Annotated in this window: 22 protein-coding genes; 13 read left to right on the forward strand and 9 right to left on the reverse strand. The window is 43.7% G+C overall.

Annotation, left to right across the window (positions count from 1 at the left end; translation table 11 throughout):
* Positions 1-394: 394 nt before the first annotated feature.
* From mce to ACYPWY_RS04410, 4 genes are all read left to right on the forward strand, one after another.
* Positions 395-805: a methylmalonyl-CoA epimerase gene (gene mce / locus ACYPWY_RS04395; RefSeq protein WP_459684218.1), complete on the forward strand. Its 411-nt coding sequence runs from the start codon at positions 395-397 to the stop codon at positions 803-805.
* A 76-nt stretch (positions 806-881) separates the two neighbouring features.
* Complete coding sequence (locus ACYPWY_RS04400) at positions 882-2,444, forward strand: acyl-CoA carboxylase subunit beta (protein WP_459684219.1); 1,563 nt, start codon at positions 882-884, stop codon at positions 2,442-2,444.
* Positions 2,445-2,470: 26 nt separating this feature from the next.
* Positions 2,471-2,656: a hypothetical protein gene (locus ACYPWY_RS04405; RefSeq protein WP_459684220.1), complete on the forward strand. Its 186-nt coding sequence runs from the start codon at positions 2,471-2,473 to the stop codon at positions 2,654-2,656.
* An 11-nt stretch (positions 2,657-2,667) separates the two neighbouring features.
* Positions 2,668-3,081: a biotin/lipoyl-containing protein gene (locus ACYPWY_RS04410; RefSeq protein WP_459684221.1), complete on the forward strand. Its 414-nt coding sequence runs from the start codon at positions 2,668-2,670 to the stop codon at positions 3,079-3,081.
* A gap of 167 nt (positions 3,082-3,248) precedes the next feature.
* Here ACYPWY_RS04410 and ACYPWY_RS04415 read toward each other — a convergent pair whose 3' ends face one another.
* The gene (locus ACYPWY_RS04415; RefSeq protein ID WP_459684222.1) at positions 3,249-4,400 is read right to left on the reverse strand and encodes a sensor histidine kinase; all 1,152 of its coding nucleotides are present in this window, start codon (positions 4,398-4,400) and stop codon (positions 3,249-3,251) included.
* 186 nt (positions 4,401-4,586) lie between these two features.
* Positions 4,587-4,973, reverse strand: a complete 387-nt coding sequence (locus ACYPWY_RS04420) for a carboxypeptidase-like regulatory domain-containing protein (RefSeq protein WP_459684223.1) — start codon at positions 4,971-4,973, stop codon at positions 4,587-4,589.
* Positions 4,974-5,156: 183 nt separating this feature from the next.
* Between ACYPWY_RS04420 and ACYPWY_RS04425 the strand changes: the two genes are divergently transcribed.
* The 6 genes from ACYPWY_RS04425 (at position 5,157) to ispE (ending at position 9,610) form a co-directional block, all read left to right on the forward strand.
* The gene (locus ACYPWY_RS04425; protein WP_459684224.1) at positions 5,157-5,729 is read left to right on the forward strand and encodes an RNA polymerase sigma factor; all 573 of its coding nucleotides are present in this window, start codon (positions 5,157-5,159) and stop codon (positions 5,727-5,729) included.
* Positions 5,726-6,358, forward strand: coding sequence for a hypothetical protein (locus ACYPWY_RS04430; protein WP_459684225.1), 633 nt, complete (start codon positions 5,726-5,728; stop codon positions 6,356-6,358). Before ACYPWY_RS04425 ends, ACYPWY_RS04430 begins: the two co-directional genes overlap by 4 nt.
* A 57-nt stretch (positions 6,359-6,415) precedes the next feature.
* Positions 6,416-7,039 (forward strand): ribonuclease H1 domain-containing protein, encoded by a 624-nt coding sequence (locus ACYPWY_RS04435; RefSeq protein ID WP_459684226.1) that lies wholly within the window; start codon positions 6,416-6,418, stop codon positions 7,037-7,039.
* A gap of 137 nt (positions 7,040-7,176) precedes the next feature.
* Positions 7,177-8,025 (forward strand): class I SAM-dependent methyltransferase, encoded by an 849-nt coding sequence (locus ACYPWY_RS04440; protein WP_459684227.1) that lies wholly within the window; start codon positions 7,177-7,179, stop codon positions 8,023-8,025.
* Between the two features lie 12 nt (positions 8,026-8,037).
* Positions 8,038-8,712, forward strand: coding sequence for a DUF2461 domain-containing protein (locus ACYPWY_RS04445; RefSeq protein ID WP_459684228.1), 675 nt, complete (start codon positions 8,038-8,040; stop codon positions 8,710-8,712).
* Between the two features lie 88 nt (positions 8,713-8,800).
* Positions 8,801-9,610 (forward strand): 4-(cytidine 5'-diphospho)-2-C-methyl-D-erythritol kinase, encoded by an 810-nt coding sequence (gene ispE, locus ACYPWY_RS04450; RefSeq protein WP_459684229.1) that lies wholly within the window; start codon positions 8,801-8,803, stop codon positions 9,608-9,610.
* A 262-nt stretch (positions 9,611-9,872) separates the two neighbouring features.
* On the opposite strand, the gene ACYPWY_RS04455 is transcribed toward ispE, so the two are convergent.
* Positions 9,873-11,117, reverse strand: a complete 1,245-nt coding sequence (locus ACYPWY_RS04455; protein WP_459684230.1) for an ABC transporter permease — start codon at positions 11,115-11,117, stop codon at positions 9,873-9,875.
* A gap of 150 nt (positions 11,118-11,267) precedes the next feature.
* Here ACYPWY_RS04455 and ACYPWY_RS04460 point away from each other — a divergent pair, with 150 nt between their 5' ends.
* The 3 genes from ACYPWY_RS04460 (at position 11,268) to ACYPWY_RS04470 (ending at position 13,297) form a co-directional block, all read left to right on the forward strand.
* Positions 11,268-11,435, forward strand: a complete 168-nt coding sequence (locus ACYPWY_RS04460; protein WP_459684231.1) for a hypothetical protein — start codon at positions 11,268-11,270, stop codon at positions 11,433-11,435.
* A 145-nt stretch (positions 11,436-11,580) separates the two neighbouring features.
* Positions 11,581-12,582, forward strand: a complete 1,002-nt coding sequence (porQ, locus tag ACYPWY_RS04465) for a type IX secretion system protein PorQ (RefSeq protein WP_459684232.1) — start codon at positions 11,581-11,583, stop codon at positions 12,580-12,582.
* A gap of 91 nt (positions 12,583-12,673) precedes the next feature.
* Entirely contained in the window at positions 12,674-13,297 is a 624-nt protein-coding gene (locus ACYPWY_RS04470) for a Type 1 glutamine amidotransferase-like domain-containing protein (RefSeq protein WP_459684233.1), read from the forward strand.
* Between the two features lie 30 nt (positions 13,298-13,327).
* Here ACYPWY_RS04470 and ACYPWY_RS04475 read toward each other — a convergent pair whose 3' ends face one another.
* The 6 genes from ACYPWY_RS04475 to cmk all read right to left on the reverse strand — a co-directional run bounded on the left by ACYPWY_RS04475 (position 13,328) and on the right by cmk (position 18,948).
* On the reverse strand, positions 13,328-13,882 hold the full coding sequence (locus tag ACYPWY_RS04475; protein ID WP_459684234.1) for a 5-formyltetrahydrofolate cyclo-ligase: 555 nt from the start codon (positions 13,880-13,882) through the stop codon (positions 13,328-13,330).
* Between the two features lie 7 nt (positions 13,883-13,889).
* Positions 13,890-15,542: a S41 family peptidase gene (locus tag ACYPWY_RS04480; RefSeq protein ID WP_459684235.1), complete on the reverse strand. Its 1,653-nt coding sequence runs from the start codon at positions 15,540-15,542 to the stop codon at positions 13,890-13,892.
* A gap of 23 nt (positions 15,543-15,565) precedes the next feature.
* Positions 15,566-15,997, reverse strand: coding sequence for a deoxycytidylate deaminase (locus ACYPWY_RS04485; protein WP_459684236.1), 432 nt, complete (start codon positions 15,995-15,997; stop codon positions 15,566-15,568).
* 375 nt (positions 15,998-16,372) lie between these two features.
* Positions 16,373-17,353 carry a 6-phosphofructokinase gene (pfkA, locus tag ACYPWY_RS04490; RefSeq protein WP_459684237.1) on the reverse strand — a complete coding sequence of 327 codons (981 nt, stop codon included), beginning with the start codon at positions 17,351-17,353 and terminating at the stop codon, positions 16,373-16,375.
* 25 nt (positions 17,354-17,378) lie between these two features.
* Complete coding sequence (locus ACYPWY_RS04495) at positions 17,379-18,260, reverse strand: 4-hydroxy-3-methylbut-2-enyl diphosphate reductase (protein WP_459684238.1); 882 nt, start codon at positions 18,258-18,260, stop codon at positions 17,379-17,381.
* Positions 18,253-18,948: a (d)CMP kinase gene (cmk, locus tag ACYPWY_RS04500; protein ID WP_459684239.1), complete on the reverse strand. Its 696-nt coding sequence runs from the start codon at positions 18,946-18,948 to the stop codon at positions 18,253-18,255. The genes ACYPWY_RS04495 and cmk overlap by 8 nt, the downstream gene beginning before the upstream one ends.
* Between the last annotated feature and the right edge of the window lie 141 nt (positions 18,949-19,089).

Below are 19,089 nucleotides of genomic sequence, written 5' to 3' on the forward strand. Positions count from 1 at the left end.
ATTATGATAGGTGATGAAAAAAAACGATGTGATAAAAAATACATGAAAAAGTACGATTTTACATAAAGTTTCAAGTTCAAAGTTAGAGGCGGGTTTAAAACCCGCCCGTACACAATTCTCAATTCAAAAGTAGGGTCGTGGCGTTCCGCGACCTAATAATGTCATTTGATTGGTTAGGAGATTGCGGGTCGGGGCCCGCAATGACAAACAGGTAGGGTAACTTGCACCAAACGAGAATTAATTACTCCGTGAAAAACTCCGTGTTTAAAAAATTCTCTACCTCAAACTTTAAACCTTGAACTTGAAAATTTTAATCGTTTATAATTTTATGGTCTTACAATAAAGTATTACTTTTGTGCCTGTTTAATTTATTAACGTATATCACAAAAAAGTTATGAATATTTCGCACATCGAGCATCTTGGAATTGCTGTAAAAAGCATCGAAGAAAGTCTTCCCTATTACGAAGGCGTTTTGGGTTTGAAATGTTACAACATCGAAGTTGTAGCCGATCAAAAAGTGAAAACTGCTTTTTTTAAAGTAGGTCAAACAAAAATCGAATTATTGGAGCCAACCAGCCCCGATAGTACTATTGCAAAATTCATCGAGAAAAAAGGCGAAGGCATCCATCACCTTGCATTCAGCATTCAGGACGGTGTAGCCAATGCCTTGGCCGAAGTGGAAGCTAAAGGCGTTCAGCTGATTGACAAGGCTCCACGTGCTGGCGCCGAAGGCTTGAGCATTGCATTCCTTCACCCCAAATCAACATGCAGCGTACTGACCGAATTGTGTGAAACTCCCCAATAATCAGCAAATTCGTTAATTTGCTAATTAGCACATCAGCACATTGAAAGTATAAATTATAAACAAAAATACAAAAAACATGAGCCAACTTGAAAAAGTAAAAGAGCTTATTGAACTTCGGGTAAAAGCCCGTTTAGGCGGTGGCGAAAAAAGAATCGAAGCTCAACATGCGAAGGGTAAATATACTGCGCGCGAACGTATAGCTCTCTTATTAGATGAAGGAAGTTTTGAAGAGTTTGATATGTTTGTAGAACACCGTTCTACGAACTTTGGAATGGAAAAACAAAAATTTCTGGGCGATGGCGTTGTTACCGGTTGCGGCACAATGGGCGGACGCTTAGTTTACGTGTTTGCGCAGGACTTTACAGTAATAGGCGGTTCGTTGTCGGAAACGATGGCGCAAAAAATTTGTAAGGTGATGGATTTGGGAATGAGAATGGGAGCGCCGGTGATTGGTATCAACGACTCGGGTGGCGCCCGTATTCAGGAAGGTGTGAACGCACTTGCCGGCTATTCCGAAATTTTCCAGCGCAACATATTGGCATCGGGGGTTATTCCTCAAATATCGGCTATTTTCGGCCCTTGTGCCGGAGGAGCGGTGTATTCGCCTGCCTTGACCGACTTCATTATCATGCTCGAAGGAACTTCATACATGTTCCTCACCGGGCCAAAAGTGGTGAAAACAGTTACCGGGGAAGATGTAAGCCAGGAAGATTTGGGTGGCGCTTCGGTGCATACCACCAAATCGGGCGTAGCTCAGTTCTCTGTGCCGAACGAAGATGACGGTATCGAACTCATTAAAAAATTATACAGCTTCCTTCCTTCCAACAACATGGAAGAAGCTCCACGTGTAGAATGCAACGACCCGGCAGCGCGCATGGATGATTTGTTGAACGACATCATCCCCGACAATCCGAACAAAGCATACGACATGTACGAAGTAATAGGCGCTATTGTTGATAACAACGGCGAATTTTTGGAAGTTCACGCCAATTATGCTAAAAATATTATCGTTGGTTTTGCCCGTCTGAACGGACAATCGGTGGGTATCGTAGCCAATCAGCCACGTTATATGGCCGGTGTTCTGGACATCAACGCTTCGCGTAAAGCAGCGCGTTTTGTACGTTTCTGCGATGCCTTCAACATTCCGTTGGTAACCTTGGTGGACGTACCCGGTTTCCTTCCCGGAACAGGACAGGAATATGGCGGCGTAATTACTCATGGAGCCAAATTGCTGTACGCTTACGGCGAAGCAACTGTGCCTAAAGTAACCGTTACCTTGCGCAAATCGTATGGCGGTTCTCATATCGTGATGAGCTGTAAACAACTTCGCGGAGACATTAACTACGCATGGCCAACAGCCGAAATTGCCGTGATGGGAGCCGATGGCGCTGCGGAAGTGCTGTATGCCAAGGAAATCAAAGCCGAAACCGATCCTGCAAAACAAGCAGAGGTGGCCGAAGCCAAGAAAGCCGAATACAACAAGCTGTTCTGCAATCCGTACAATGCTGCCCGTTATGGATACATTGATGATGTAATTGAACCTCGTAATACCCGTTTCCGTGTGATTCGCGCTTTGGAGCAATTGAGGACAAAAAGGCAAACGAATCCGGCTAAAAAACATGATAACTTACCACTGTAATTTATTGGTGTAAAAGAAAGGAAATTATGAGCAATACAAAAAATGATATTCCGGCAGATGTTTTAGCAGCTATTGCTATGGCATTGTATGATATTCAGGATGAAGTTCACGACCCCGAAAGCAATGTGCTTACACTAAAAAGAGCGCCTCAGGCTTATTTGCCCTGGTGCGATAAAATATTCGGTATGTTGCAAAATCCAAACAAAAAGTAAAAAACATTCGTATGAAACAATTCAAATATAAAATTAACGGCAAAGAATATGAAGTTGCTGTTGACAAAATAGAAGACGCTCAAGCGAAAGTAACCGTTAATGGAACTTCGTATGATGTGGAACTGGAGAAAAAGGAAGTGGAAGAATCTGCTCCTAAAATTCAGCGTCCTGTTGCATCGGCATCAGCAGCCAGTCAACCGGCAGGTTCTACCGCCGGAAACATCAAGTCTCCGCTACCGGGAATCATCATCGACATTAAAGTAAATGTGGGCGATGAAGTAGCAAAAGGACAAACAGTTGCCATTCTCGAAGCGATGAAGATGGAAAATAACATTGCCGCTCCGCTAGCCGGAAAAGTAACGGCTATAAACGTTGCCAAAGGAGATTCAGTTCTCGAAGGCGTTGTTATTTTGGCGATAGGATAAATTTCCCTTTCGATAGTTATATAAATGGTTGTCTCACGCAAGTGGGGCAACCGTTTTTTTGGGGGTAGGGGCGAAATATCTTTCGCCCTTAAATTTTTGATACAGTTTCACGAGACAGCAAATACGAGAATTGGGCGAAAACTATTTCGCCCCTACAAATATTGAATTTAACTCTTAACCTTCCTCAATTCAATCCTGAACGTGGCGCCGATGCCTGTTTCGGAGGATTTGACGTATATTTTGCCTTTGTGGTAGGATTCGATGATGCGTTTGGCGAGCGACAATCCCAATCCCCAACCGCGGGCTTTGGTGGTGTATCCGGGTGAGAATACGGTTTTGAACTTCGATTTTGGGATTCCTTTGCCGGTGTCGGCAATGTCCAGATAGATGAGGGACGAGCCTTCGGTGATGCCAAATGTAATGGAACCTTTGCCTTCCATGGCATCCACCGCATTTTTGGTTATATTCTCAATCACCCAGCTGAATAGCGAACTGTTCAGGCGCACAAATACGGGGTTGTTGGGGAAAGCAAAGGAGAAGTTTACCTTCTTCGATATGCGGTTTTCGAGGTAACTGATGGATTGCCTCACAACATCCCGCAGTTCCACTACATCGGGAGAGGGGGAGGAGCCGATTTTGGAGAAACGCTCGGCTACAACCTCCAGCCGGTTGACATCTTTCTCCATTTCGCGGGCAATGCTCGATTCGGGGTCTTTCAGTTTCAGGTATTCGGTCCATGCTATTAGCGACGAGATAGGCGTACCCAATTGGTGGGCGGTTTCTTTCGACAGGCCGACCCATACCTTGTTTTGCTCGGCTTTTTTGGTGCTCAACAAGGCGAGGAAAGAGGTCAGTATGAATATGGCCAAAACGCCGATTTGTATATAGGGAAATACCTGAAGTTGTTTCAAAGTATAGGAATCGTCGTAATATACATACTGCTTAAACGATTCGTTATCAATAACTATCGGGCTGTGGCTATTCTTAAACCGGATAACCTTTTTGGCCAGAAAAGCCGAATCGTCCTCTTCGGGAAGTTTGATGTTGGTATAAGCCATCACATGATCGCCCGAATCGCATAATATCACCGGAATGGTGGTATTCCCCTCCAGAATATGCAATATCAGGTTCATATCGGTGGCGTCGTTTTCGGTGGCGACAAGGCGGGTAGCTTCGGCCCACAATTCTATTTTCTGCCGTTCTTCTTCGGATAAGTCTTCAACCAGATAATTGGAAACAACGAGCGAACTTATAGCTATAATAATAGCAATGCATACGAATATGTATTTGAAAAGGTCGTTATGTTCTGAGAATTTCATATTCTACAAACGTATATTTAGGCGTTTTATTTTAATAATTAACCACGGAGTAGGGGCAAACCTATGTGTCTGCCCAAATTATGGGGGCGAACACGCAGGTTCGCCCCTACAAACTGTGTATCTGGTCGTGGCACGCCACGTCTCTACAAACTTTAAACCTTGAACATGGAACTTTGAACTATAAACTCATTCAACCAATTCCATCTCCGGGAAATCTGCTTTCAGTTTATCTGTCAATTCGCTGTTTTTGGGTGTTAGCAGAATGTCCTGCGTATCTTCCGTAATTTCTACCGATATGCGTTTGTATTTTGGATGCGAGGCTATTAGCTGGTCGCCTTTTTTACACGGAATGCTGTATTCTCCTTTGTCGCCGGTAAAGGTTTTTGTTGGCGTTCCCTGTATCTCTATCGTTGCCTTGACTACTGCATTTCCGTTTTCGCGGTTGGTAACTTGTCCGGTAACTATTACAATACCGGTATCTTCTTTTGTTTTGGCGGCGTGTCCAAATTGTTTGTCCAGAAAGTACGAGACAACAAGCAATACCAGCATCAATGCGCCTAATTTCCCTTTCATAATCTGATTGTTTTAAATGTAAATATTCATTGTTTCTTACTTGCTAGATAAAGCTTTTCAAGAAATTCCATAAAAATAAGCGCTTTTTTTGTCATCTTTGATAAAAAGCATGTAGTTTTGTGAGAAATTGAAGATATAAAAATTTATACCGCTTTTCGTGAGCGATAACAGAATCGGTTATAGTTGAAATTTTTTAAGACAAATAAGGCAGATTATACAGACGAGGAATTATTGCTTCGTTACAAGGAAACAGGTAAGACCGAATACTTTGGCGACCTGTACAACCGGTATATTCCGCTGGTATATGGTCTTTGCCTGAAATATTTGCAGGATGCCGACAAGGCTCAGGATGCCGTTATGGAGATTTTTGAAAACCTGTTGACGAAAGTTTCGGGTTACGAAATCAAGGTGTTTAAAACCTGGCTTTACAGCGTGGTGAAAAATCACTGCTTCCACCTGTTGAAGGAAAATAAACGCGAAATTTCGATAGATTTCGATTCGCAGTTTATGGAATCGGACGATGTTTTGACTCTATTGGATGAAGGAACAGATGATGAGCGTGAAGCCGTTTTGGGCAAGTGCCTCGAAAAATTGCCCGAGCCGCAGAGAATAGCTATTGCTAAATTCTTTTACGAAGAGATGTCGTATGTGGAAGTCTCGGAATGGACGGGCTATAGCTTGAAGGCTGTGAAGAGTTACATCCAAAACGGGAAACGCAACCTCAAGATTTGTATCGAAAATAATATAAAGGAATGAGCTTACTGAATTACATAACTGGTTTACGAAAAGGGAAAGATGCCCATTGCACCGAAGTTGAGGCGATGCGCGACCCGTTTCTGGCAGAGGCTATCGAAGGATACAATTCGGTGGCAGGCGACCATGCATCGCGGATTGCCGGTATGCAGAAGCAGATTTCGGGACGCAGCAGGCAGCGGAAGACGGCTTTTTGGTTGTCGTCGGCGTGCTCTGTGGCGGCAGTAGCCTTGTTTATCATTTACCTGACCGTGTGGAATAAGCCCTACGGCGCCGGTTATGCCGACACCGAAATACTGTACGTGTATCTGCCCGAAGATTACGATATGGAGAAAAAAGTACTGGACTATAACCTGCCGCCGAATGTGGAGGTAGAGGATGATTTGTTCGCTCAGGTTGTGGAGGTTGATATATACGTCCCCGAGGATTATGTGGAAAAGAAGAAGAGGGAAAGCCGCAACAACGAAAACGCCGGAAGCATGGACGAAAAGCAATTGCCGGTTACCATTTCAAACCTTGACGAACTGTTTGCGCCCGATGAGCCGATAGATATTTATCTGCCCGAAGTCTATGAATCGAAAGAAAAACAAACTGCCACGCCTAAAGTCAAAATAGATAACATTTTGTATTAAAAATCCGGTTTTAACAAGAGTATAGTGTATCTTTGTATCCGTAAAGATAACCGGAGCATGTCGAAGAAAAAGTTTTATGTAGTTTGGAAAGGAGTGAATCCCGGCGTTTATGACGATTGGGACAAGGCCAAAGCACAGGTTATGGGATACGAAGGCGCTGTGTATAAATCCTTTCCATCGAAGGAAGAGGCCGACAGGGCGATTGATGACAATCCGTATAACTACTTCGAGAAAAAAGACAAATCACCCACTTTGAACTATAAAAACAATCCGGCGGTAATACAGGAGAGCCTGGCGGTGGATGCGGCATGTAGCGGTAATCCGGGTTTGCTCGAATACCGTGGGGTGTATCTTAAAACAGGTGAACAGGTTTTTCATCAGGGGCCTTTTGAGCAGGGCACAAACAACATCGGCGAATTTTTGGCGATAGTACACGGACTGGCGCTGCTGAAGCAAAAGCAGTTGTCGATTCCGCTCTACTCCGATAGCGCCAATGCCATTAAATGGGTAAAAGAAAAAAAGTGCAAGACAAAATTGGAACGAAAGCCCGAAAATCTTTCGCTGTTTTACCTGATTGAACGCGCCGAAAAATGGTTGCACGAAAATACCTATACCACCCGTGTACTGAAATGGGAAACGAAAGTCTGGGGCGAAATACCTGCCGATTTCGGACGAAAATAAAACAAATTACGAGAAAATAAAAAATGGTTTATACACTAAAGAAGGTATTTTACAGGGGAGACAGATTTTTTTATGTTCTCCGAAACAGTAACATAAAAAAATGGGGATCGCTGTTATTTAAATCTAACTCACAAATATTGTACGAGACGATTATTCTCAAGAATGAAGGGAATGACAAATACCGGAAAGAGATTGACTTTTTGCAAGAGGAAGGAAAAATCAGCGTATTTTCGTATAAAAAGCTCAAACACTTAGGGGCTATGGTTTCGGGATACGATGCGGAAAAAAACCTGCCATACGTTATGCATAAACACCGAAGGCTCTATTTCCCAATCACATGGACGGAGGCGAAAGTGCGGAAAAGCTATAAAGATTTTATAGAAAATGAAAATATTTTAGGTGGAGGTTACCTGGAAAAATCACCCCATCAATACCAAACCGAAACGTTTCGCATTAAAGCGGGCGATATACTGTTGGATGTGGGATGTGCCGAAGCTTTGTTTGCTTTGGATGTTATTGATAAGATAAGAAAAGTGTTTTTATTTGAATCGAACCCTCTTTGGTTCGCTGCCTTAAAAGCGACTTTTGAAGGAGAGATTGCTTCGGGTAAAGTGGTGTTGATAGAAAAATATGTAGGCGACGAAGATACGGATACAGCAACAACGCTCGACTCTGTTTTGAAGAAGGAAGTTTATGAAAGTTTGTTTATAAAAATGGATATAGAAGGCGCTGAACCGGCAGTAGTGAAATCGTGCGAAAATTTGATGAAAACCGGCAAAGATATTCGCTTTAGCTGCTGTACTTATCATAAACACAATGATGCAGCGCTGTTGAAATCTATTTTTGAAGCGAACAACTATCAAACGGAATTTTCGGAGGGTTATATGTTGTTTACCAGAGATGGCCTGATGCGCTATCCTTTTTTCAGGAGAGGGATTATCCGGGCATCACACAAAGAGGCTCCTGCCGGTTTCGGACGAAAATAAAACTAACGAGCTATGACAAAGATTGATGCATTTAAGGGCTTTACACCCGCAACCATTCAGTTCTTCAAAGATTTGGAAGCGAACAACTATAAGGAATGGTTTGAAGAACATCGCGGCGTATATGAAAAGGAATTGCTGAACCCTTTCAAGCAATTGGTAACGGCTTTGTCTCCGGTAATGTATAATATCGACCCGCGCTTCGAGCTTCGCCCGCACCGGGTACTGTCGCGCATATACCGCGATATTCGGTTTTCTAAAAATAAATCGCCCTACAAAAATCACATGTGGATGACTTTCCAAGCGCCTGTTCAGGCTTGGGAAAATTATCCGGGGTTTTTCATGGAACTCAGCGCCGAAGGGTATAATTATGGCATGGGTTTGTACATGGCCAAGAAAAAAGTAATGGACGACTTCAGAGACCGGCTCGAATACGATGCGGCTGAATTTGAAAAGAATACCCAAAAGAATGTGCTGGAACGAGGATTCCAGATTTGTGGCGAAGACTATAAAAAGCCTTTGGAAAACAATCTCCCGGTCTGTTTTCAGCCATGGTATCAGAAGAAAAGCGTGTATGTATGGAAAACGCTCCCCATTGGAGACGAGGTTTTCGGCCCGCATTTTGCCGATGTGCTGCGCGAGGATTTTGAGGCGCTGACTTGGTTGTATAATTTTATGAAAGAAGAATAAGAATAATATGCTGATGTGCTGATGTGCTGATTGGCGCGAAGCGACAATAAAAGCGTTGTCGTCTCTACTTGTAACTTAAAACTAAAACATGATTTCTTTTCCAAATGCAAAGATAAACCTCGGTTTGAACATTGTTTCAAAGCGGGAAGATGGTTACCACAACCTCGAAACTATTTTTTACCCGATAGCTATTCGGGATGCGCTCGAAATAGTTCCGGCAAAAGATGGCAGGGATAGTTTTATTGAGGCGGGAATGAAAGTGGGGGTGCCCGCCGGAAACAACCTGGTGATGAAAGCCCTTCATTTGATACGGGAGCGTTACTCCATTCCGCCCTTGGAAGTGCATTTGCTCAAGAAAATTCCTTTTGGCGCCGGTATCGGAGGCGGGTCAGCCGATGCATCCTTTATGCTTAAATTGCTGAATACTACCTACAATCTGGCTATTTCGGATGATGAATTGGCCGGTTTAGCGGTTAAACTGGGCGCCGATTGCCCCTTCTTTATCTATAATCGCCCCATGTTTGCCAGTGGAATAGGGGAGGTGTTGGAAGATGTGCAGCTATCCTTGGCAGCTTATTCCATTGTGCTGGTCAAGCCCGATGTGCATATTCCTACCCGGGACGCTTTTGCACTGGTCAAGCCACAGCAGCCCGAAATATCTTTAAAGGAGATTATCAAACGCCCTGTGCAGGAATGGAAAAACCTGATGTTCAACGACTTTGAAAAGAGTATCTTTCCCAACTATCCGGTTATTGAAACCATCAGGCAGCAACTTTACGATTGCGGCGCTGTCTATGCATCCATGTCGGGTTCAGGTTCGTCGGTGTATGGTATTTTTGAGGGAACGCCGGATATTGCGGCTGCATTTCCTGCGAATAGTTTGGTGGTTAGGGTGTAGGGGTTTAACCACGGAGTAATTCGTCTGAACCACGATTTTTACAAGATTAATAAGATTTACAAGATTTTTATTGTAGGGGCAGACCTGTGTGTCTGCCCTGAGAATTTTGTGTTGCGACCATAATAATGGTTAGTGGTTAATATTCAAAGTTCAAGGTTTGCACCAAACGAGGGCAGACACATAGGTCTGCCCCTACGACTTTAAACGTTTACAGACGTGGCACGCCACGTCTCTACAAACTTTGAACTTGAAACTTTGAACCCTACTCAAACCGTATCGACTTAACGGGCGATATTTTTGAGATAAGGTAGGAGGGGCCTATCATCATCAGCAACGAGACGAGGAAGGTTCCCGCATTAATTAATACGAGGTAGAGCAGATTCAGGTCGATGGGCATTTCGGATATGTAATAGACTTTGGGGTCTAAACTTATCAGGCCGAATTGTTTCTGGATAAAGCAAATGCTCAAAGCTATCAGGTTGCCCCAAAACATTCCCCTGATTATCAGGAACGAGGACACATAGAGGAAAACCTTTCGTATATTCACATTGCTTGCCCCCATTGCTTTCAGGATACCAATCATATTGGTTCGCTCCAGAATCAGTATCAGCAGGCCCGAAATCATGGTAAAACCCGATACGGCCAGCATCAGGATAATAATCACCCAAACGTTCATGTTAATCAATTCCAGCCAGTTGAATATGGTTGGGTTCATTTCTTTCACCGACCGGCAGAGGAATGCGCTGCCCTGCCTGTCGCGGTAAGCGGCCATGTCGAAGAACATGTCTTGCTGTACATCGTCCAGCTTGTCGAAGTCGTTCAGGAATAGTTCGATACCGCTCACTTCATCTTTTTCCCAGGCATTCAGTCTTTGTACGATAGCCAAGTCCGTCAGTACAAACAGTTTGTCGTAGTCCGAAAAATTGGTCGCATAGATTCCCTTAATCCTGAATTTTCGGAATTTGACAGGCTCCTGTATAAAATAGCTGATGAACGAATCGCCCGGTTTTAGTTGTAGCTTGTCGGCGATGTATTTCGATATAATGGCGCTGTTTTCGGTGGCCGTGTCCGATTGCTGCAAAATACTACCTTCAACCATGTTCTGTTCAAAGAAGTTCCAGTTGTAATCTTTATCAATACCCTTAAAAACAACCCCTTGAAAATCGTTGTCGGTTTTTATAATTCCGGGTTTGGTAATAAACAGTTCGGCATGTTTAATGTATTCTCTGTCTCTTAAATCGTTCAGGATGGAATCGTTAACGCAAATGGGATGGGTTTCGTACGAAGTGTTATTGTCGAAACTGGTTATTTGTATATGGGAACTGAATCCCACCACTTTATCCCTGATTTCTTTCTTGAAACCAACGACTATGCAAACCGACAAAACCATCGCCGCCAGTCCGAGGGCTATGCCGGCAATAGCGATTTTGATTGCAGGGGAAGAAACTTTTTTATCCTTATCTTCGTTAAAATGAATGCGTTTGGCGATAAATAATTCCAGATTCATGCAATAGCAGGCGTTTTGTTAATTGCTGCAAAGATAAACAATAAAATTCAAAGTTTCGAGTTTTAGTCTTAAACCACGGAGTAATTCGTTAAGGCAGGGTCGTGGCGTGCCGCGACCAAAATACTCCGTGAAACTCTGTAGGGCAAACGCATGAAAAAATTTACTATTACTGTTACGGATGAGCTTCCTCCCTTTGGTCGGAATGACTCGCCTGTTAGTGGTTTAAGGGATGAGAAAGTGGCGGCGAAACCGCCACTTTCTCATCCCCTCTCCCCAAAAGGAGACTGTCATTTCGAGCGTAGCGAGAATTGGAAATAGACGTAGTCAAATCCCTGCTCATATCAGCAACTTTACCGAAAGGTATAAGCAGTAAAATTTTTCATGCGTTTGCCCTGGAAACTCTGTGGTTAAACGATAAAACTTGAAACTTTTATACTACCTTTGCAATTTGTATAACATAAGAATGAGTAAATTATTTGTCCGCATACTGGTTTGTTTGCTATTTGTTCCGTTTGTTGCTAGTGCGCAAAATGGGGAAGAGGTGTTTCGTTTTCTGAATCTCCCAACCTCTACGCATATCAATGCTTTGGGCGGTAATAATGTTTCGCTGGTCGATAACGATATATCGCTGGTTTTCCACAATCCGGCGCTGCTTGGCGAGGAGATGAATATGAATCTCAACCTGAATTATATGTCTTATATTGACGACATTAGCGCCGGTAGCGCGATATTTGGCAAAACCCTCTCTCCGATAAGTACCTTTGCCCTTGGGATGAGTTACCTCGATTACGGCAGTTTTAAACGTACTTCTGCCGATAACATAGCATCGGGTGAGTTTTCGTCCAAAGACATTGTTCTTAATGGCATATACAGCAGGGATTTAACCCCTTATTTGCGGGGAGGCGTAACGGCTAAATTTATCTATTCATCCTACGAAGAATACACATCAACGGCTATTGGCTTCGATTTGGGGCTGAGCTATTACAATGAAGATCGCTCCTTTTCGGCAGGCTTAGCCCTTAAAAATATAGGTACACAGTTGTCGGCTTACGACGAAAAAAGGGCAAGATTGCCTTGGGACGTTCAGCTGGGGTTGACAAAAAAACTGGCAAATGCTCCTCTTCGCCTCTCCCTCACAGGGATGTATCTCACACAGTGGAACTTTGACAAGATAAACGAAGCAAACGGAATAGAATCGACCGGCGATAATTTCACCAAAACATTTTTCAAGCATACGGTGATAGGAGTCGATATTTTACCCTCCCAGAATATGTGGATTGGCGTTGGTTTCAGCCCAAAAATAAATGCCGACCTGAAGTTGCAAGAGGGCAATAAATGGGGCGGATTCAATGCCGGAGCCGGATTTAATATCAAAAAATTCAAGCTGGGATTCTCGTTCGCACAGTATCATCCATCGGCAACCTCCTTCCACTTTAGTTTATCTACCGATTTGTCAATGTTTTAAGGATGCAAATATTATAAGTTCTGTGATCTTTAATATCTGATATTATTACTACATTTGTAACTCAGTTAATGGGGATGAAAACAAATAATATATGGATATGAAACTGTTCTTGGCGTCATTTTTTGCAAAAGACATCGCAAAATTGTTTGAAAACTTTGCAAACGTGGAACTTAAAGGGAAAACTGTAACTTTTATTCCTACGGCAAGCAAAGTCGAAAAAATGGCTTTTTATGTCAATTCAGGCAGGAAAGCGCTTGAAAAATTGGGTTTAATTGTTGATGAACTTGACGTTTCAACAGCAACGCAAACGGAAATTTCCGGCAAATTGCAAAAAAACGATTTTATCTACATTACAGGCGGAAATACTTTCTTTTTGTTGCAGGAATTGAAAAAATCGGGCGCTGATAAACTGATTGCAGAGCAAATAAACACAGGGAAAATTTATATCGGAGAATCGGCCGGCTCTGTGATTATGTCGCCGAATATCGAATATGTCAGATTTTTAGACGATACGAAAAAAGCGCCTGAGTTGGAAAGCTTTGACGGCCTGAATGTTGTAGATTTTTACACATTGCCGCATTATACAAATTTTCCGTTCAAAAAAGCCGTAGAAAAAGCCATTGCCGAATATGGAAATACGCTTGATTTACGCCCAATCAGCAATGCGCAGGCAATTTTGGTTGATGGTGAGAAGGTAGAAATCATACAAAAATGAAAGAACAGATACGAATAATTTTCAACCTGCCTACCAAATCAACTCATTCTCCGAAACAATCATATCCATTTTAATGTCGTGATTGTCGGATGGTATCGTGTCGAGTAGCTGAAAATCGAAGCAGACGCCTATTTTGGGCGCTTTTATTTTGGCCAGGAAGCGGTCGTAATACCCTTTTCCCCGTCCCAGACGATTCATTTTCCGGTCGAAAGCCAGGCCGGGGACTATTACCAAATCAATTTTGTTGTAGTCTGTGAAATCCGTTCCGGCAGGTTCTTTGACGCCTAAAGCCGAGGTTTCATAATTTTCATTGGCGTTGTATGCCCTGAAAATCAAATTACTCCCCGACACAACGGGCAGGAAGAAGTTTTTTTCGTTGCACCATCTTGCTATAAAAGCCGGGGTGGAGACTTCATCTTTCAGGCTGTTGTATATAAAAAGAGTTGTGGCCGATTGAAATATGCCGGTTATTTCCAAAACGGAGAATACTTCTTCCGATTTTTCCTGTAAGCAGGCCAGGGGATAGTTTTTTTTGAGGGCTGCTATTTCCTGCCTTAACGCATCTTTTGTGGGTTTCTTTTCCAAAATCGGGCTACTCTTTATTGTAAGATGAGGCTTTGATACTTTCGGGAAAAGCTTTTCCGGTTTCAATCAGGCTGACTGCTTTTTTCAGTACAATATCATTGGTTAGCAATGTCTGGTAATATCCTTCATCGCCAAACAGGTTTTTGATAATGTAGGCTTCCAGTTGTGTTTGCATCAAATGACTCGATTCCGAAATGAGGTAGGGCCTTTGCCGCACACCTTTACTATCGGCATAACTAACCAGGTTCATCACCAGATTCTGGCGTTTGAGAAACTCAGATAAAGCAGTCCAGTCGGTATATTTGCTTAATTTGGAGCGGTTTTGGTCGGTGTAACTGAATGCATATTCGTGAATCAATCCCGAATTGGCCAGTTTGGTGTAGTACGAATTAACACCGCTCGTATCTCTGGGTATAAATATATCGGGCATGATTCCGTGATTGCCATATACAGGCCTTCCGCCTGCCGTATGAAACAGCGGATAGTTGTCCAGTTTAATGCTGTCCTGGAAGTCGAATTCACCTCGCAGGTAACGCCGCATCAAATCCTGATTGTAATCGTCCGAATTACCTTTTTCGTAGGCCTTTTGGGTGCATCTGCCCGAAGGGGTGTGGTAACGGGCGATGGTTAGCCGTAGCGCCGATCCGTCTTTGAAATCGCGTTGTCCCTGTACCAATCCTTTCCCAAAAGAATGCCGTCCGAGGATTAATCCTCTGTCGTTATCCTGAATAGCTCCGGCAAAAATTTCACTTGCCGAGGCGCTGCCTTCGTCTATCAGTATAACAAGCTGATCTTTTTTGCAGGTGCCCGTACCGTTGGCATAACTATCCTGACGGGGAAATGACCGCCCTTCGGTATATACAATCAGCTGTCCTTTTTCGAGAAACTCGTTAATCATTTCCACGGCGGCGCCTAAGTAACCGCCTGTGTTTTGGCGAAGATCGATTACAAAAGAGTTGCAGCCTGTGCTTTTTAGTTTCGAGATGGCCGATATAAATTCGGGGTAGGTTGTGCTACCGAATTTACTGATTTTTATGTAGCCTATTTCGTTTTTTATAACATACGAAACGTCCACGGTATTCACCGGAATATCGCCGCGGGCAACCTGAATATCCACTATCCCATTGTTTGAATATCGTTTGATGCCGAGTTTGACGTTGGTTCCTTTTTTACCGCGAAGACCACGCAATACATCATCGTTTGTAATTCCTACTCCCGCATAAAGGCTGTCGTTCACAAACACAATCCGGTCTCCGGCCATGATTCCGGCTGCCTCCGAAGGCCCCCCCGATATGATGTTCATAACCACAATGGTATCTTCTTTCAACATAAATTGTACTCCTATTCCGCTGAAATGGCCTTCCAAATCGTCGCCGATTATTTCCATGTCCTTGGCCGAAATATAAACGGAGTGAGGATCTAAGCCCGCAATGAGGGCAGGTATCGAGTTTTCTACCAGCTTCTGAATATCAACCGTATCAACATACGATTCGCTTACATATTCCAATACGGCTTCGAGCTTGTTGCCCCGGTTGAAGAGGCTTCCCCGCGCACTAAAGTTGGCGAATATGTTGCCAATTACGATACCAATGGCTACGCCAAAGGCAATCCACAACGGCATCCATACCGACGATTTTTTCTTATTATTGTAATATCCCATTAAAACAATAAATATGTTTGTTATTAAATCTTCATATCAATAAAAACTACTTCAATGCCGGCACGTTCCAGTAATTCGCAGCCGTCTGCTTTTCGGTAACTCTCGCTATACACCACCCGTTTGATGCCTGCCTGTATGATTAGTTTTGCGCATTCGATGCAGGGCGAGGAGGTTACATACATTGTTGCGCCATAACTGCTGTTGTGCGAACACGCTACTTTGGTTATGGCATTTGCCTCTGCGTGAAGCACGTAGGGCTTGGTTACGCCGTCTTCGTCTTCACAAATATTCTCAAATCCCGAGGGGGTTCCATTGTACCCGTCCGAGATAATCATTTTATCTTTAACAATCAATGCGCCCACCTGACGGCGTTTGCAGTAAGAATTTTCAGCCCATACCGATGCCATCCGCAAATAGCGTGTATCCAATAATTGCTGCTTTTCTTTTTCGGTCATTACAAGTTCATAATGTAAGGGTGTTGCCTCAAAAATCTCTTTCTTCTGAGGTTGTCATTGGCTCAGGCCGATTTAGCTCAGGCTGATTTCCGCCGTTGGCTACAATTCCGCTCCGCTCCAATTGCAGGCTCCGACCCGCAATCTCCTGACAAAAGTACATGCTTTGAACCTCTGTCGGGAGATCCCGTGTCAAGCACGGGATGACAGGCTTTCGAGATAGCCCCTTACGTTTTAATTCTCAATTATATTTCGCGTCCAAAGTTACATAAATAATTATAATTCACGCGAATCAGGGCTTGAAAAATACAGGCCTCCCCCAACCCCTCCAAGGAGGGGAGTTAAAAGCCTCCACTACGGAGGAGGTTGGAGGGGGCTTTAAATCGACAATGTCTTCAGCGTTGTCATTAATCCTTCGGCCAAGGGTTTATTCTTTTTTATTGCTTTGGCAAAGGGCACATGAACAATCACATCATTCTGAATACCTATCATCACATTTCGCTGGTCGTCGTTCAGGGCGTCTATGGCGGCTGCTCCCATGCGGCTGGCAAGGATGCGGTCGCTGGCAGTCGGCGAACCTCCACGCTGAACATGGCCGAGTATGGATACGCGTACATCGTACTGCGGATATTCGTTTTTCACCCGTTCGGCCAATGCCAGGGCGCCACCTGTAATGTCGCCTTCGGTAACCAGCACAAGGCTGCTGTTCTTACTCTTTCTGAATCCGTTGGATATAAATTCTTCCAACTGGTCTTTTTCCAAAGCCATTTCGGGGATAATAGCCGCTTCGGCGCCGGTTGCGATGGCTCCGTTCAAAGCCAGAAACCCGCATTCGCGTCCCATGACTTCGATAAAGAACAGTCGTTCGTGCGATGTGGCGGTATCCCGTATTTTATCCACAGCTTCCATGATGGTATTCAATGCTGTATCGTAACCAATGGTGGTATCTGTGCCGTACAGGTCGTTGTCGATAGTGCCGGGCAGTCCAACAATCGGATAATTATATTCCTGAGCAAAAATGCGGGCTCCGGTCAGCGAGCCATCGCCACCTATAACTACCAAGGCGTCAATGCCTTCCCGTATCAGGGCTTCGTAGGCTATTTTCCGGCCTTCGGGGGTCATAAATTCCTTCGAACGGGCTGTTTTCAGGATGGTGCCGCCTTGCTGAATAATATTACTTACGGAGTTTGTCTTGAACGGAACGATTTCGTCGTATATGAGGCCTCTGTAACCACGCATAATGCCTTTCACTTCCATTCCATTGTATATTGCAGCACGGGTTACTGCCCGTATAGCTGCATTCATTCCGGGAGCGTCTCCTCCCGAAGTCAGAACGCCAATACACTTAATGTTTGCCATAACCTGATAACTTAATCTTTTAATACTACCTTAAAACCTTTTCAATCTTTATTTTTCTTATGTACTTTTCTATTTCTTCCATTTGCCACATGGGAGTAGATGTTGCACCGCATATTCCTATTGATAAGGAATCCTTTATCACATCCGGATCAATTTCGGACGGCAAAGATACGAAATATGAATTTGAATTGTACATCCGGCACTCGGCAAAAAGCACTTTTCCGTTTGAACTTTTTTCTCCGGCAACAAAAAATATCAAATCGTGCGTAAGGGCAAACTCCTTGATATTGGGAATCCGGTTGGAAACCTGCCTGCAAATGGTATCAAAATATTCAAACTTGGCGCTTGCATCCATCCGGCTTTGTATTAAGCCGATAATTTCGCTGAATCCGTCCAAGGGCTTTGTGGTTTGCGAAAACAAGCAAATATTTTTTGTATAGTCGAGCTTATCAAGGTCTTCCTTGCTCTCTATCACTATTGCGTTATCGTTGGTCTGACCGAGCAAGCCATTTACTTCGGCATGTCCTTTTTTTCCGTAAATAACTATTTGCGTACTGTTGTGCAATTCGGCTTTATACTTCGCGTTTATTTTCTTCTGCAGCCTGAGTACAACAGGGCATGAAGCATCAATAATTTCTATGTTATTTTTCCTTGCAATGCGGTAAGTTGAAGGCGGTTCGCCATGGGCGCGCAGCAGCACTTTCGCATTTTTCAGATGGGCGAATTCTTCGTGATTGATTGTTTTGAGACCCAACTTTTCCAGCCGTTCTACTTCCAGGTTGTTGTGAACTATATCTCCCAAGCAATACAACACTTCCCCCTTCGACAACTCTTCTTCGGCTTTTTTAATGGCATTGACCACGCCAAAGCAAAAACCCGATTTTTGGTCTATCTCTATCTTATTCATTTGCCGTTTCGTTATATTTATCAAGGAGCCATTGCTTCTGCTGCTCTATTGTTATGTTGGTGTTATCCAATAGAATAGCGTCATCGGCTTTCCGCAGAGGCCCTTCTGTCCGGTGTTGGTCGGTGTAATCCCGTTGTTTTATATTTTCCATCACCTGCTCGAAAGTGGTAACCGTATCACCTTTTGAACGAAGTTCGGACAGCCGCCTTTGGGTTCGCACTTCGTCCGAAGCGGTAACAAATATTTTCAATTCGGCGTTGGGAAAAACAACCGTGCCTATATCCCGTCCGTCCATCACTATCCCTTTGGCGTTGCCCATTTCCTGCTGAAGCTTTACCATTTTGTGGCGGACAAAGGGAATGGCGCTCACCTCGCTCACCTTGTTGGCAACATCCATGCCCCGTATTTCGGCCTCAACGTTCACACCGTTGAGATAGGTGTCGGCTTTCACCGAACCGGAGTTCAGCTTAAAATCAACCTTTATGTTGTCGATGTTCTCTTTCAACCGGCTTTCGTCCAGTCTGTTACCATCTCCGAAAAGATTATTCTGCAAGCAATACAAAGCCACAGCCCTGTACATGGCGCCACTGTCGATATAAATATAATTGATTGTTTTTGCTAAATCCTTAGCCATTGTACTTTTACCGCAAGAAGAAAATCCGTCGATTGCAATAATAATCTTTTTCATAAGATTCGTTCGAAATTATAACAAAACGCTAATATAACACTCTATTCACCTGCAAAGTTAAGCAATTAATACCAAGAAATTGTTGAAATGAGTGGCAAAAGTAGAAAAGTAGCCCCCCCACCCCCCTACGGGGGGTGGGGG

Source organism: Viscerimonas tarda (assembly GCF_054601255.1).